This window comes from Chryseobacterium indologenes (genome assembly GCF_001295265.1).
Classification (GTDB): Bacteria; Bacteroidota; Bacteroidia; order Flavobacteriales; family Weeksellaceae; genus Chryseobacterium; species Chryseobacterium indologenes_A.
The window spans coordinates 170,460-184,797 of the sequence record NZ_LJOD01000008.1; the positions used below are offsets into that span (position 1 = coordinate 170,460).

Genomic DNA, 14,338 nt, shown 5'->3' on the forward strand with positions numbered 1-14,338 from the left:
TCTACTTTACGATATTGATTTTGGATCCGTTATCAAGGTTGATCTGGCCGCTGGTAATTACCTGCTCTCCTCCGTTCAGACCACTTAATATCTGAACTTTGTCGCCATATACCTTACCGATTGTTACTTTGATCATTTTAGCTGTACCGTTCTGAACGATGAAAAGCTGTCCTGAGCTTACTCCGTTTACAAAGGCTTCTGCAGGAACGGTAATCATATTCTGTGTTTCAGCACCGTTATTGGTTTTAAAGGTAGCTGTTGCATACATCCCCGCTTTCAGGTTTCCTCTGTTCTGAACTTCAATTTCAACAGGGAAATTAAGGGAAGCATCACTTTTCGGAGCAATGAATGTAATTCTACCTACAAAAGAGTCTTCAGGCAATACATTCACTTTAATGGGAACTTCCTGACCTAACTGGATTTTTCCGATCTGGCTTTCATCCACCAGAACTGATAGTTTCAGGCTGTTGATGTTAACGATCTCAAACATTGCTGTTCCCGGAGAAACCACAGTTCCCGGCTCCACCATTTTTTTGTTGATGGTACCGCTGATCCCTGCGCGAATGCTGGTATCGTTTACTTTTACTCCTTGTGCTCTTACAGCAGCCTGCGCATTTTTAAGCTGTAACCTTGAATTATCCAACTGCTGCTTGGTAACCCCTCCTGTTTTATAGGCATTTTCATAACGCTGGTTATCAATAATTGCATTCTGAAGGTTATTCTGGGCCTGGGTAACATCCACTTCAATGGCATCTTTCTTTATGGTTGCCAAAACCTGTCCTGCACCTACTCTTGAGCCTTCTTTTACCAGCACACTTACAATACGTCCGGAAATTTCTGAAGACTGGTTCATTTCCTGCTTAGGAAGGAATGTTCCGTTAGCTGAGTAATCTGTATCAATATTTTCTCTTGTAACAGTTACCACATTTACATTAATCTTATCGACCTGCTTTGCCACCTCCTTTACTTCCTGGGTCTGTTTCTCTTTGTTACCTGCAATCTTGTAAGCTGCAAGACCTACCAGCACTGCTGCTACGATGATATATATTAAAGTTTTTTTCATTTTAGTTTATTATAGGTTTTGTAGTGTGTTGAGTTCTCCTTTAGCCTTGATCAGCTTGATCTCAGCCTGCTTATAGTCTAATAATGCATTGGAGTAGTTCTGTTTCGCCTGTGTTAAAGCATTTTCAGAATCCAATACTTCTGTAAGGGTTGCCAGCCCGTATTGATAGTTAGACTGGGTATTTTTCTGTACTCTTTCTGCCAGCTCCACATTGTCTTTCATACTCTGGATATTGATAATGGCATTTTCCATATTGGTAATGGCATTTTTGTAATCAAGATCCAGGCTCAGCTGTGTTTTCTGAATATCCTGATCTATATCCTGAATATCGATTTCTGCCTGCTGAATTTTAGCTTTTGTAGCTCCTCCTGTGAAGATCGGAATATTAACATTCAGTCCTATTGCTGAGTAATCACTCCAGAGTACTCCGTTGTTAAGTCCGTTGGTTAAAGGGAATTTCTTACCCATTCCTGCCCAGCCATAGCTTGCTGTAAGGTTTACCGTAGGATACAGATAAGCTTCTGTTGCTTTTTTATTAAACTGAAGAAGTTCTCTGTTCTTGTTTAAAACTTTAAGTTCTGTACGGTTTTCCAGATTCACATTGCTGGCAATAAGCTCAGGTTTTGGCTCAATGGTTTTTTCTTCAAGCTCGATGTCTGTACCAATTGGAACTCCCATATAAAACTTCAGCGCATTTTTAGAAAGCTCAACAGAGTTGATCAGCTGCTGTTTATTGGAACCAATGTTGGTAAGCTGTACGTTGGTACGGTCAAGATCAATAGATTTGGCCAAGCCATTATCCACTAAACTTTTGATCACATTTCTTACTTTTTCTGTATTAGCGTAGCTGGCTTCCACTGTTTTAAGGTTCTCTTCCTGAACAAATACCTGATAGTAAGCAGTTGCTACGTTCTCAATAATTTGTTCATTGGTAAGTTCTGCATTCAGAATATAGAATTCTCTGGTAGATTTCGCTGCTTTAAGACCTGTAAAAACTCGCTGGTCAAATAAAGCCTGCTGAAGCTGAACTACTGCGCTTGAACTCCAGGGTTGACCTAACTGTGCTCTGATTCTTTCTCCGCCAAATTCAAGCAAAGATTCCTGAATAACCGGATTGTAGGTAAGACCGGCTGTAGCACTGATCTGCGGAAGAGCTCCGGCTCTGGCCTCATCAATTTTATATTCGGCTTTTTTCACCTGTAAAGCGGCTTTTTTAGCTTCTGCCTTATTCTGCAATGCCTGTTTGATTGCCTCCTGCAAAGAAACCTGCTGCTGTGCAGATACCGATGAAAACCCGAAAATCATAAATGCTGCAGCTATCCCAATTTTTAGCTTTTTAGCAGTTATACGTTTTCTGTTCATAATTTTATACTTCGTTTATTTTTTTAATTTGATCTTTCTCTTTCAATGTTTTTATTTCTAAAGGACGAATCACTTTTAAAAATACTTTAACATTTTTTTTAGTTTTTGAATAACATATTGATAATAATCTCTTTTCTTTCGGAAATGATCTTATCATATTCTTCATCGTTAATCATCAGATTCTCCATAAATAAAGGTCTTATGGCACTTGGAAAAACGAGAAGCGATACCATGTTCAGGATAAATTGTACCGGAGCCATTTTCTCAATATTTCCCAGCTCCATTTCTTTTTCAATATCCTTGTACAAGGTTTCCAGAATATCTTCTTCTATTTCTCTCTGATGGCAGTTTCCTTTATTAATCTGGGAAACAATATAGGTTTCCAGATATGGATACTGAAGGCTTGTAGAAAGGCTGCTTTCGATAAATTTGCTCATTTTCTCCTTAAAAGGAAGATCTGAGGTCTGAATGATTTTCGATTTTTCCTGCTCCACTTTCTGGGCTTCGTCAAAGATGATCTGGATCAGATTGTCCCTTGAACGGAAGTAGTAGTTAATAAGCGTTCTGTTTACTCCGGCTTCATCTGCAATCTCCTGTGTAGTTGCGCCAAATTTTCCTTTCACAAAGAATAAATTCTTCGCGGTTTCCTTGATCAATTCCTGTGTTTGGTCCTTTTTTGCTTGATTTGACATTATTGTTAAACAATTTTGTGCAAATTTAAATCAAATTCTGTTTTTGACAAAATTGTTAAACAAAATAATTAAACAAAATTGTTATGACATGCATCATGTTTTTTGCTGTACTTATATGGGTTCACTTTAACTTAATTGAGCCGTAATGTTAAGAAAGTCCGTTATGAAGGGATGGAAAACAGAAGAAAGAGGCTGGAAGTTACTTTTACCAAAGATTTCTGTAAAATCAAATTAACTAAAAAAATACATGATTGATGCCTAACTTCAAACTGAAGCCGAGTATTAAGGACAGGCTAGTCAAGACCAAAAAAAAAGACCACCCAGTGGGCAGTCTCAGTATATTTTAGACTTTTTAAGATCAATCTAAATTACAACAGTCGGATTTTATCATCCAAAATATCAATCACTTTATCCTTATACAGTCCGCCGATTGCTTTTTTAAAATTCTTTTTACTCATCTGAAGTTCCTCTTTGATCTCTTCCGGTGAAGATTTATCTGAAAGATGAAGCAGTCCGTAATTTTCCTCCAGCCTGTCCAAAATCTTCTTTCTGAATTCATCAATATTTTCAAAACCTTCCGGCTGTAAGGAAACATCAATTTTTCCATCCTCACGGATCGCTTTAATATACCCTGTCTCTTCAGACAGCGGATAAAGCTTTTTGAATACATCTGATGCATATACCAGCCCGATATATTTCTTATTGATCACAACATTCCAGCCCAATTCGCTCTCATTCATCATAATCAGATCTACTTTATCTCCTTTTTTGAAAGGCAGGTCCTCATATTGTGGATTTCTTTTGAATTTTGTTGTTCCGGTGATCAGCTCAAGGTCTTCATCCACATAAATATGGACAAGATATCTTTTGCCTTCAATGATTTTTGATTTCTGCTGTTTGTATGGAATAAAAAGATCTTTGATAATCCCCCAATCCATGAACGCTCCACTCGGAAGGCTCTGTACACAGCTCATAACCGCAAACTCTCCTACTTCAGCCAAGGGAATTTCAGTGGTAGCCTTTAATTTATGATCATCCTGATAAACAAATACCTCTACCTCTTCACCGATTTCCTTTTCATCCTGAATAAAGATCTTTGGCAAAAAAGCCTTTTCACCTGATTCATCCGTAAGGATCCATCCTGAAGTATTTTTTTCTGAAATTTTTAAAGTCTGGGTTTTTCCGAGTTGCATTGATGATAAAATTAGCTGACAAAGGTACGGAAATTTGAAGATTTTAAGCCATCGGATTCCTTTTATGATTTTTAAAGTTGTTTTTAGGCTTTATAAGCTGTAAAAAATTTATGATCTTGAAATATATTCCATGAGTTCTTTTCTGCTGTTTTCGAAATCGAAAGCATCGTAGACCAAAAAGTATTTGTTTTTATCTACACATTTCCTGTACATTGATTTGGCAAGGGAGAGCCTGTTTTTATCAAAGCTGATGAATTTTACCAGATCTCTGATCTGCGCCGAAGTAAACAGGGAATTGTTCATCTGCTGATTGATCATGGCAATTTTATTATCATCAAACCTGGCATTTCTCTGAAGCATATCAAAAAACTGGCGGAAGGTATTACTATCCATTACATTTCCGGAGTTATTCCAATTGCCGGACTGATTTCCGTAAGGATTATTCCATACATCATTCCAGTCATTGAAGGCGTACTGTCCCTGAACCGGATAAGAATCCAGCAAATACAACCCTTCATTGGTAAAGAAATCCAGTACCATTCTGCTGTTATTCCTAAGCGTAAGGGTAGTTCTGTAAATCAGGAATCCGTTATTATAGACTGAAATAAAATTTCTTCCGGACTGAAGATCAAAGAAACGGTATTTCCCGGAACCGCTTGAAATGGCCTGATCACCTACTTCAACCGTAAAGTACCCCTGTTCAGGAATCCGCAGAAAAATTTCGGCATAACCGTAATTACGGTTCCATTGATAATTTGGATTTTTAATTCTGTTTTGCTGCCCGTTTATACTGCCACTTCTGGAATTGTCGAAAGATCTGTTTCTTGTATTAACATTTCCCTGCGTCTTCATTTCGGTTCCTGTTGCTTCGTTTTTCAAAAGTTCGCCTGCCTTTCCTGCTTCCTGTGCAGATAAACTAAGTCCTGCGAATATGATTAAACTTGTAAAGATATTTTTCATAGGTAAAATTTATTATTCCGAACTCCATTTCTGTGCCAAAAAAAAGAGAAACAGAAACTGCTTCTCTTTAATTATTTAAATATTTTAATTTTTCAAATAAAATTACATATGGATCGGTCTTTTTGCCGTAGCATCCAATGCAGCTTCTTTAATAGCTTCAGCATAAGTTGGGTGAGCGTGAGAACTTCTTGCGATATCTTCAGCACTTGCACGGAATTCCATAGCAATTACTCCTTCTGCAATAAGGTCAGCCGCTCTTGCTCCTACGATGTGCATTCCTAAAACCTCATCAGTTTTCTCGTCAGCAATAATCTTTACAAGACCATCAACATCACCGCTTGCACGGCTTCTTCCTAATGCTCTCATCGGGAAAGATCCTACTTTGTAAGCGACTCCCTCTTCTTTCAGCTGCTCTTCAGTTTTACCAACTCCTGCAACTTCAGGCCAGGTATAAACAACACCAGGAATCAGGTTATAGTTGATATGTGGTTTCTGACCTGCTAATGTTTCAGCAACAAAGACACCTTCTTCTTCAGCTTTGTGGGCAAGCATTGCTCCTTTGATCACGTCACCAATTGCGTAGATATTAGCTACGTTAGTCTGTAAATGATCATTTACTTTTACTCTTCCTCTTTCATCAAGCTCTACGCCTGCTTTTTCAAGGGCAAGTCCGTCTGTGTATGGTTTTCTGCCTACAGAAACAAGGCAGTAATCTCCTTCTACCACAACTTCTTCTCCTTTTTTATCTTTAGCAGTGATCTTAACCGTATCTCCGTTTCTCTCAACAGCAGAAACCGCCGTAGAAAGCATAAACTTCATTCCCTGCTTTTTAAGAACTTTAGTCAATTCTTTGCTTAAAGCTCCGTCCATTCCAGGAATGATCTTATCCATAAATTCAACAACTGTTACCTGAGCTCCTAATCTTAAGTATACAGATCCTAATTCAAGACCGATTACTCCACCTCCGATGACCACAAGATGCTTAGGAATTTCTTTAAGGTTTAAAGCTTCCGTAGAGGTAATCACTCTTTCTTTATCTAATGTGATGAAAGGTAAAGAAGATGGCTTAGATCCTGTTGCGATGATGGTATATTTAGACTCAATGATTTCAGAAGAACCGTCATTTTTCGTGATTTTGATCTGAGTAGCAGATTCAAAGCTTCCTACCCCTTCAAAAACAGTGATTTTGTTTTTGTTCATCAGGTAGCTGATTCCGTCTGTATTTTGTTTTATTACCTCATTTTTACGTTCAATCATTCTTACAATATCTGCCTGTGGCTCATTGATAATGATTCCATGGCCCGCAAAATTGTGCTTTGCGTTCTCAAAATGCTCAGAGCTGTCAAGAAGCGCTTTTGACGGAATACATCCAACGTTAAGACAAGTTCCGCCTAAAGTTGAATATTTTTCAATAATTGCTGTTTTGAAACCTAACTGCGCTGCACGGATAGCAGCTACATAACCACCGGGACCGGAACCTATTACGGTAACATCGAATTGACTCATGTTATTCTATGAATTTGTTTATTATTATCTTTCTTAATTCTCACAAATTTACATATAAATTATCAAGCGCCAAAGTGAGTTTTATCAATTTTGAATTCAGGAAGTTTTAAATATCTTAATGCACCGGTTAATCCAGTATCACTTTTCCATTCCCTATTGTTCCCTGGCTTTCAAAAAACGGACCTCCATATACATACCATTCAAGATTTTCCAGATGTTCCAGGGCGTTTTCCGGAGTAATCTGCGTCCGGTCCTTTTTTGAAACAATTCCTTTGTACCACCTTCCTGAATTGGAAGAGTTTTCAAATTCAATACAATAATGAATCCATATTCTCTGGCACAACTTACATTGCTGAATTGTTACTTCTCCATGCCTTCCGTTAGTGTGATCTATACCTAATTCTGAACTTCTGTATTCAGTATAATCGGAGGTAGGTTTTTCACAGGCACAGCCTATTTGGGGGATCTTCGTCATTATATTTGTTTTATCAGGCATCAAATCTAAGAAAATAAAAGCCCATAAGGCAAATAGGGTCCTACTGCTGCGTTAGTTCATGCAAAACTTTTTCATACTGATCCAAAATAATATCTTTGGAAAACCGTGATCTGATGGAATTCTTTATGGATTCCCTGTCGTAATTCCTCTGCAATACGCTGATCACTTTCTGTGCAAAATCTTCATAATTTTCAATATCGGCAATTTCCCCGTTTATATGGTGCTGAATGATCTCATTGATTCCGCCGGGACAGTTATTCGCTAAAGAATAGGTGCCGCAGGCTCCCGCTTCGAGAAGTACATTCGGAAAACCTTCATATCTTGAGGAAAGAATAAAAAGATCTGCATATTTCAAAAACTGATACGGATTTTCCTGTTTTCCATGAAAGATAACATTTTTCAGGTCCAGGTTTTTTTTCATCGCGTACAGTGTTTCTTTATCGTCTCCATCACCAAGAATATGGAGCAGGATATTTTCATGGGTAAGCTTAGAGAAAACGTTCAGCAGGTTATCAAATCCTTTTCTGGAAGATAAATTTCCGATCGCCACAACATTTTTGTAATCTTGTTTAAAACGTTCAGGTTTCACGGAAATTTCCAGTTTTGCATTGATAAAATCGAAATCCACGGGATTATTGATTTTGACAATCTTATTTTCTCTGATGTTGAAGTTTTCTATTAGATCCGTCTTCATGTCATCACTTTGTGCAATGATCCGTTGAAAATTGTTATAAAAATTATAGAAAACCTTTATTTCCTTTTTGGTTACATGCTGTGAGACTACATTGGTTTCTCTGGAGATAAATTTAGTCTTTTTTAAAAACGGGATAAACGGAGACATAAACGCTGAGATTTCGCCCCAGCCTGAGAAGAAAACATCCGGTTTTTCTCTATAGATAACCGGTAGAATTTTAAAAATTGAAAACCGTATCCTTTCTATGCCCAATTCCCGGACTTTTATATTGGGTTTAAGCTGTGAGGTGGGAAAATCTACATTTTTAAAAAGGAAAAGGGTAAAATCATATTTCTCATCATCCAGATGATTGAGCAGAGTAAAAATAATTCTCTCAGCTCCTCCAAAGGTGAGTCCCGGTAAAAGAAAGTAAACTTTTTTTTTCATTATTTCACGCCTCTGAAAATTCTATAATATAAATACTGCCAGATAGTAGGATGATACCAGATGAAGTTTTCTTTTGTTCCGATTGTGGTTTTCAGGTTATCATTACAAAAATCCTCAATGGCAAGCTTTAATATTTTGCCACCTTCTGCGGTTTGGTACAGCGGATATGTTGTAAAATTATCTGATTTTTCCGGTGAAACTCTTGCCTGGTAAATGACATCACCTGTATCTACCGATTGATCTACCAGATGTACAGTAACTCCACAGTTTTCTCTGTCATTATTGGCCAAAGCCCAATATCCGCCATGGATACCTCTGTATTTTGGAGTAATTCCTTCATGGGTATTCATAAAAACAGCATTGGTATTGTTAAGGATTTTCCTGGAAATAATTCTGCAGCCGTTAACAATCACTAAATCCGGCTTCAGCTCCTGCAGCAGCTTAAGTGTTTTATTTGAATTTACAGAATCTGTTTTTGTAAGAACGGTTTCAGGAATCGGAGTCAGATCTATTTTTAGTTTTTCGATGACTCTTTTTGTCTGGTTTTTCGAGAATTTCTTAATAAACGGCAGCAGCAGAAGACCAAACATAATTTGTCCGCCCACGTTTACCCAGCCTAACCTTTTAGCTCGATTTTTCATAATCTGCTTCATAGGTACTGCTTCCTCCTGCAGCACGGCAGAAATATCAAAATCCTGTATCAGGGTATTATAAATAATTGCCGACGACCGTGTATTTCCGGTTAGCATGACAATTTTTTTACTGTTATTTTTTTTCATATTCTGCTGCTATTTCAGACATGTTTTTGCTTTGGAAATTATACTTTTGGTTTAATTTTTTGTAGTGCTGAAAGATTTCTTCCAGGTACCCGAAGTTGATATCCTGATGAATTCCAATATCATGCGGATGAAACCAGAGGTGAAAAATTTCGTTGTTTTTAGCGGCATATGTCATCTGTTGTTTTATTCTGCGAAGCTTCAGCCCGTCCAGGAATTTTATTTTTTCTGAATATGGCCTTAACCAGCGGCTTGCCCTAACGACCGTAAAGCCATCTTTATGAAGATCAGACGTTTTCTGGGTGTGATGGCTTCCCACTTTCACAAAATAGTCCAGATACCTGAAAGCTCTTTTTATCAAGCCTTCTTCTGAACCTTTTGCCGGAGAATGATACCACGCCTTTTCTGTACCGCGGTAGATTAAAATTCCATTTTTTTTAAGGATATTCAGATAACTGCTGTTAATCTGATGCCGGGGAAAGATAAAAGACCTTATCTCAATTTTATGGGCAGCAGAAACAGCAATAGCAGACTGTATGTCTGCATCAAACTGATCTTTAGTCTGCCCGTCTTCCAGACAGTAATAGTGTGAAAAAGTATGGCTTCCGATTTCCTGATTCGGAGCTTTCTGAACGAGTTCCACTAATGGCTTTCCATATAAATAAAGATCATCCATTCCCTGTGAAGACGGAATGAAATCATGATAAGGGGAAAGCTCTTTTTCCAGATAAGAAGGTGTGTTTTCGGGACAATATTGCTGTAATTCCTGAAAATCGCCGGTCATCATGGCTCCCACTGATGCCCAGGTACAATGAATATCATACTGGTTATACAATTTCAGGAGCTTAGGAACAACTTCCCAAACTCCTGCAATATTCTGACCATATTCCTGAATCGTTTTTTTATCCCGGATTCCCCAGTACAGTTCAAAATCCAAAGATACGGTGAAAATGCCGTTATTTTTTTTCATAAGTGTTGTCTGCAAATTTACAGTTTTTTCTGATCTTTCAATCTTAAATTAAAAACTGCTATTTTCATCAATTAGCTACATCGCTTATAAATTTGATTCTCAGCATTCTTACCTCTTCATCTGAAAGTTCATCTCCGAATTCATCCAGAAGCACCTTCATACTGTCACTTTCAGATTCGTTCATGAATTCCATGAAGCCTTCTACAATATCTTCATCGAAATTGTCTTCTATATAGTAATCAATATTCAACTTGGTTCCCTGATACACAATACTTTCCATTTCCTTCAGCAATTCATTCATTGAGAGGTTTTTGGCTCTTGCAATATCTTCAAGATCAATTTTTTTATCGGTACTCTGAATGATGAATACTTTATGGCTTGATTTGTTGGCCACCTGCTTCAGTACCATATCCTGGGTACGTTCGATGTTATGGTCTTCTACGTAAGTTTTAATGAAGTCTGCGAATTCTTTACCATATTTTTTGGCTTTTCCTTCGCCTACTCCATAAATTTTGGCAATTTCCTCTACCGTTATCGGATACTGAACCGTCATATCTTCAAGGCTGGGATCCATAAAGACGGTATAAGGAGGAATTCCGTGTTTTTTAGCTACTTTTTTTCGCAGTTCTTTCAATTGTCCGAACAAATTCTGATCGAGGCCTCCTCCTGCCTGCATCTGTACCTGATCACTGTCTGCTTTGGTCTGGGTAAGATCGAATTCCCTGTCTTCGGCAATTAAAAATGGTTCTTTCAGCTTTCCGCTCAGAATATTTCTGCCTTTCTCAGACATTTTCAAAACCCCGTAGGTTTCGATATCTTTTTGCAGGATCCCCTGAACGGTAGCCTGTCTTAAAATAGTTTTCCAGTAATTATCTTTTTCTTCTTTCCCAAATCCGAAATGGGAAGTCTGTTCCAGTTTATAGGACTTTGTAACAGCTGTTTCTTTCCCTGCGATAACAGAAATCAGATCTTTAGCTTTAAATTTTTCTCCGGTATCTTTAATCAGTTCCAGAACTTTTTTCAGGTCCTCAGCAGCATCTTTTAATTTGGGAGGATTGGATGAGTTGTCGCACATCATGGCCCCTTCCCCATTTACGGGATCAAAATTTTCTCCGAAATAATAAAGGATATATTGTCTGCGGCTCATTGAAGTTTCGGCATATCCTACCACTTCATTTAATAACTGAAGTCCAATTTCTCTTTCTGAAACGGGTTTTTGTGCCAGGAATTTTTCCAGTTTCTCAATATCCTTAGGGTCATAGAATGCCAGGCAATGGCCTTCTCCGCCGTCTCTTCCAGCTCTTCCTGTTTCCTGGTAATAGCTTTCCAATGATTTAGGGAAATCATAATGAATGACAAAACGTACATCGGGCTTATCAATTCCCATTCCGAATGCAATGGTTGCCACAATTACGTCTACTTCTTCCATCAGAAACTTGTCCTGATTAGCCACCCTTACTTTCTGGTCAAGGCCCGCGTGATAAGGAAGCGCATTAATTCCGTTCACCTGGAGCAGCTGAGCGAATTCTTCAACCTTTCTTCGGCTGAGACAGTAAACAATTCCTGATTTTCCTTTATTCTGACTGATAAATTTTACGATTTCCTTATCGACATTAACTTTCGGGCATACTTCATAATAAAGGTTAGGACGATTGAAGCTTTCTTTAAAAACCAGCGCATTCGTCATGCCCAGCGTTTTCTGAATATCATCCTGAACCTTAGGAGTTGCTGTAGCCGTTAAGGCAATCACCGGTACGTCAGCAATCTTATCAATAATTTGTTTCAGATTCCGGTATTCCGGCCTGAAATCATGTCCCCATTCTGAAATACAATGCGCCTCATCAATAGCAAAGAAAGAAATCTTCACATCTTTCAGGAAGTCTAAATAATCATCTTTAATTAATGATTCGGGGGCAACATACAAAAGTTTGGTTTTTCCGCTTTTAATATCGTCAAAAACCTGTTTGGTCTGTGTCTTATTTAATGATGAATTTAATACGTGGGCAACCCCATCGTCTGACGAAAGGCCGTTTACTGCATCTACCTGATTCTTCATCAACGCTATTAAAGGCGAAACTACGATTGCCGTGCCTTCGGAAATAAGTGCCGGAAGCTGGTAACATAAAGATTTACCACCTCCTGTCGGCATCAAAACAAATATATCTTTCCCATTCAATAGGTTTTCTATAATCTGTTCCTGCTGGCCTTTAAATGTAGAAAACCCAAAATACTTTTTCAATTCGCCTGATAAATTGGCTTTTTTTGCGCTCATCTAATTTTCTATTGCTAAATTTGCATGTACCTCAAAGTTATAAAAATTCTGCTTAAAATAAAAGCGAACGAATTTATAAAAAATAAAATTTATATTAAATATCCTTTTTAAAATATAACGTTTTTTAAGAGATTTTTTGTATACCACATACTCGTAAAATGGAAAGAACCGACATTATTTCAATTGCCAGAAGCACTTTAGAGATAGAAATTTCAGAACTTGAAAAATTAAAAAACAGGATTGATGAAGATTTTGCCAGAGCCGTAGAGATTATTCATTCGGCTAAAGGGAAATTAATTGTTGTAGGAATCGGAAAGTCGGCCCATGTCGGCAACAAGATTGTTGCTACTTTAAATTCTACCGGAACCCCTTCACAATTCCTTCACGCATCGGAAGCCATCCACGGAGATCTGGGCGTGATCCAGAAGCAGGACGTAGTGTTATGCATTTCCAACTCCGGAAACTCCCCGGAAATAGCAAATCTGGTTCCTTATTTAAAGGATTATTCTTCCGCCCTTATCGGGATGACCGGAAATAAAACCAGTAAGCTTGCCGAATTTTCTGAAATTATTCTGGATACTCACGTAGATGTGGAGGCCTGTCCGAATAAGCTGGCGCCAACCAGCTCCACCACTATCCAGATGGCACTGGGCGATGCACTTGCCGTGGCTTTAATGGAGCTGAATGATTTCAAAGCAAACGACTTTGCTAAATTCCATCCGGGAGGAAGCCTGGGGAAAAACCTGACTTCAAAAGTAGAACAGTTTCTTTCTTCGCAGAAGCCACAAGTATCAGAAGATTCGTCTATCAGGGATGTGATTATATCCATCAGCGCTTCAAGCCACGGAATAACAGTGGTTACGGATGATGAAAAAATTATCGGCGTAATTACAGACGGCGACCTGAGAAGAATGCTGATGAAAGAGGGAGATATTGCGAAGGTACAGGCTAAAGATATTATGTCCGGGTATCCGAAAACCATTGAAAAAGATGCTCTTGCCAAAGAAGCAATGAAAATCCTTAAAGAAAACAACATCGGGCAGCTTGTTGTAACGGAAAACGGAAAGTATTTCGGAATTATCGACCTTCATAAACTTCTTGACGAGGGAATCAATTAATTGTATCTGTTCTGTATGAGCCAGTTTCTGAAAGCCCATATCTGTGAAATCATTCATCTGAATGATGATGAGTTTGAAGCGGTACTGCCTTTTTTCACCCAGAAGAAATTCAGGAAAAGACAGTTTCTGATTCAGGAAAACCAGCCCGTTCATGAAATTTACCTGATAGAAAAAGGGATTCTTAAAAGCAGCACCGTTGACAGCACAGGAAAAGAGCACATTCTTCAGTTTGCAGCTCCCAACTGGTGGATTTCAGATTTCGCAGCCTTCTTTAAACAGGAAAACGCTTCACTGGCCGTTGACTGTATTGAGAATACGGAAGTGTATTCCATAACTCATGAAAGTTTAAACAACCTCTGTTCAAAATTTCCGGCTATGGAACATTTTTTCAGGGTGAAGTCTAATTTTGGTTATGTGGCCTTACAGCAAAGGATACTTTCATTGATCAGCAAATCTGCCAAAGAGCGATATGAAGATTTTGTGCGGCAGTATCCGGGCTTTACAGAGCATATTCCTAAACAGTTTATTGCGAGTTATCTGGGTGTTTCAAGAGAGACATTAAGCAGATTATATTCTTAGATTTATTTGAAACATTACAATTGAATTAAGTTTTAAATTTTGTTAAGGAAAAAATCAAAGATTTTTTTATAAGCATAATATCTTTAAGGTAAAACCAGACTTAATATCCTAAAAACTTATCCCTCTTAATGGTTTAAAATAATGACGAATAAAGAATATGGTATCGTTTCAAAGATAAAATTCTCAATTTTAAATAATCTTTATAAAGGTGTGATGAAGATCACACTTTTT

At 38.0% G+C, this 14,338-nt stretch carries 13 protein-coding genes; 2 read left to right on the top strand and 11 right to left on the bottom strand.

Annotation, left to right across the window (positions count from 1 at the left end; all coding sequences use genetic code 11):
• Position 1: 1 nt before the first annotated feature.
• From AOB46_RS13435 to recQ, 11 genes are all read right to left on the bottom strand, one after another.
• Positions 2–1,063 carry an efflux RND transporter periplasmic adaptor subunit gene (locus tag AOB46_RS13435; RefSeq protein WP_062700182.1) on the bottom strand — a complete coding sequence of 354 codons (1,062 nt, stop codon included), beginning with the start codon at positions 1,061–1,063 and terminating at the stop codon, positions 2–4.
• Between the two features lie 9 nt (positions 1,064–1,072).
• Positions 1,073–2,425, bottom strand: coding sequence for a TolC family protein (locus AOB46_RS13440; RefSeq protein ID WP_062700185.1), 1,353 nt, complete (start codon positions 2,423–2,425; stop codon positions 1,073–1,075).
• 98 nt (positions 2,426–2,523) lie between these two features.
• Positions 2,524–3,117, bottom strand: a complete 594-nt coding sequence (locus AOB46_RS13445; protein ID WP_062700187.1) for a TetR/AcrR family transcriptional regulator — start codon at positions 3,115–3,117, stop codon at positions 2,524–2,526.
• Positions 3,118–3,485: 368 nt separating this feature from the next.
• A complete protein-coding gene (locus AOB46_RS13450; protein ID WP_062700189.1) occupies positions 3,486–4,310 on the bottom strand; it encodes a S1 RNA-binding domain-containing protein in 825 nt (274 codons plus the stop codon).
• A gap of 108 nt (positions 4,311–4,418) precedes the next feature.
• Positions 4,419–5,270 (bottom strand): DUF4476 domain-containing protein, encoded by an 852-nt coding sequence (locus tag AOB46_RS13455; RefSeq protein ID WP_062700191.1) that lies wholly within the window; start codon positions 5,268–5,270, stop codon positions 4,419–4,421.
• A 102-nt stretch (positions 5,271–5,372) separates the two neighbouring features.
• Positions 5,373–6,776: a dihydrolipoyl dehydrogenase gene (gene lpdA, locus AOB46_RS13460; protein WP_062700193.1), complete on the bottom strand. Its 1,404-nt coding sequence runs from the start codon at positions 6,774–6,776 to the stop codon at positions 5,373–5,375.
• Between the two features lie 127 nt (positions 6,777–6,903).
• Positions 6,904–7,251: a hypothetical protein gene (locus tag AOB46_RS13465; RefSeq protein ID WP_131724377.1), complete on the bottom strand. Its 348-nt coding sequence runs from the start codon at positions 7,249–7,251 to the stop codon at positions 6,904–6,906.
• Positions 7,252–7,312: 61 nt separating this feature from the next.
• Positions 7,313–8,392 (bottom strand): glycosyltransferase, encoded by a 1,080-nt coding sequence (locus AOB46_RS13470; protein ID WP_410470270.1) that lies wholly within the window; start codon positions 8,390–8,392, stop codon positions 7,313–7,315.
• Positions 8,392–9,171, bottom strand: coding sequence for a formyl transferase (locus AOB46_RS13475; RefSeq protein WP_062700199.1), 780 nt, complete (start codon positions 9,169–9,171; stop codon positions 8,392–8,394). Before AOB46_RS13475 ends, AOB46_RS13470 begins: the two co-directional genes overlap by 1 nt.
• The gene (locus AOB46_RS13480; protein WP_062700201.1) at positions 9,158–10,138 is read right to left on the bottom strand and encodes a polysaccharide deacetylase family protein; all 981 of its coding nucleotides are present in this window, start codon (positions 10,136–10,138) and stop codon (positions 9,158–9,160) included. Before AOB46_RS13480 ends, AOB46_RS13475 begins: the two co-directional genes overlap by 14 nt.
• Positions 10,139–10,205: 67 nt before the next feature.
• Complete coding sequence (recQ, locus tag AOB46_RS13485) at positions 10,206–12,410, bottom strand: DNA helicase RecQ (RefSeq protein ID WP_062700203.1); 2,205 nt, start codon at positions 12,408–12,410, stop codon at positions 10,206–10,208.
• Between the two features lie 158 nt (positions 12,411–12,568).
• Between recQ and AOB46_RS13490 the strand changes: the two genes are divergently transcribed.
• Both AOB46_RS13490 and AOB46_RS13495 read left to right on the top strand, forming a co-directional pair.
• On the top strand, positions 12,569–13,528 hold the full coding sequence (locus AOB46_RS13490; RefSeq protein ID WP_062700205.1) for an SIS domain-containing protein: 960 nt from the start codon (positions 12,569–12,571) through the stop codon (positions 13,526–13,528).
• 15 nt (positions 13,529–13,543) lie between these two features.
• Entirely contained in the window at positions 13,544–14,107 is a 564-nt protein-coding gene (locus AOB46_RS13495; protein WP_062700207.1) for a Crp/Fnr family transcriptional regulator, read from the top strand.
• The last annotated feature ends 231 nt before the right edge of the window (positions 14,108–14,338 follow it).

Coding starts and splice junctions, on each gene's coding strand:
- AOB46_RS13445 (WP_062700187.1), bottom strand. CDS start 3,117: ATGTCAAATCAAGCAAAAAAGGACCAAACACAGGAATTGATCAAGGAA.
- recQ (WP_062700203.1), bottom strand. CDS start 12,410: ATGAGCGCAAAAAAAGCCAATTTATCAGGCGAATTGAAAAAGTATTTT.
- AOB46_RS13465 (WP_131724377.1), bottom strand. CDS start 7,251: ATGACGAAGATCCCCCAAATAGGCTGTGCCTGTGAAAAACCTACCTCC.
- AOB46_RS13440 (WP_062700185.1), bottom strand. CDS start 2,425: ATGAACAGAAAACGTATAACTGCTAAAAAGCTAAAAATTGGGATAGCT.
- AOB46_RS13455 (WP_062700191.1), bottom strand. CDS start 5,270: ATGAAAAATATCTTTACAAGTTTAATCATATTCGCAGGACTTAGTTTA.
- lpdA (WP_062700193.1), bottom strand. CDS start 6,776: ATGAGTCAATTCGATGTTACCGTAATAGGTTCCGGTCCCGGTGGTTAT.
- AOB46_RS13450 (WP_062700189.1), bottom strand. CDS start 4,310: ATGCAACTCGGAAAAACCCAGACTTTAAAAATTTCAGAAAAAAATACT.
- AOB46_RS13480 (WP_062700201.1), bottom strand. CDS start 10,138: ATGAAAAAAAATAACGGCATTTTCACCGTATCTTTGGATTTTGAACTG.
- AOB46_RS13495 (WP_062700207.1), top strand. CDS start 13,544: ATGAGCCAGTTTCTGAAAGCCCATATCTGTGAAATCATTCATCTGAAT.
- AOB46_RS13435 (WP_062700182.1), bottom strand. CDS start 1,063: ATGAAAAAAACTTTAATATATATCATCGTAGCAGCAGTGCTGGTAGGT.
- AOB46_RS13470 (WP_410470270.1), bottom strand. CDS start 8,392: ATGAAAAAAAAAGTTTACTTTCTTTTACCGGGACTCACCTTTGGAGGA.
- AOB46_RS13475 (WP_062700199.1), bottom strand. CDS start 9,171: ATGAAAAAAAATAACAGTAAAAAAATTGTCATGCTAACCGGAAATACA.
- AOB46_RS13490 (WP_062700205.1), top strand. CDS start 12,569: ATGGAAAGAACCGACATTATTTCAATTGCCAGAAGCACTTTAGAGATA.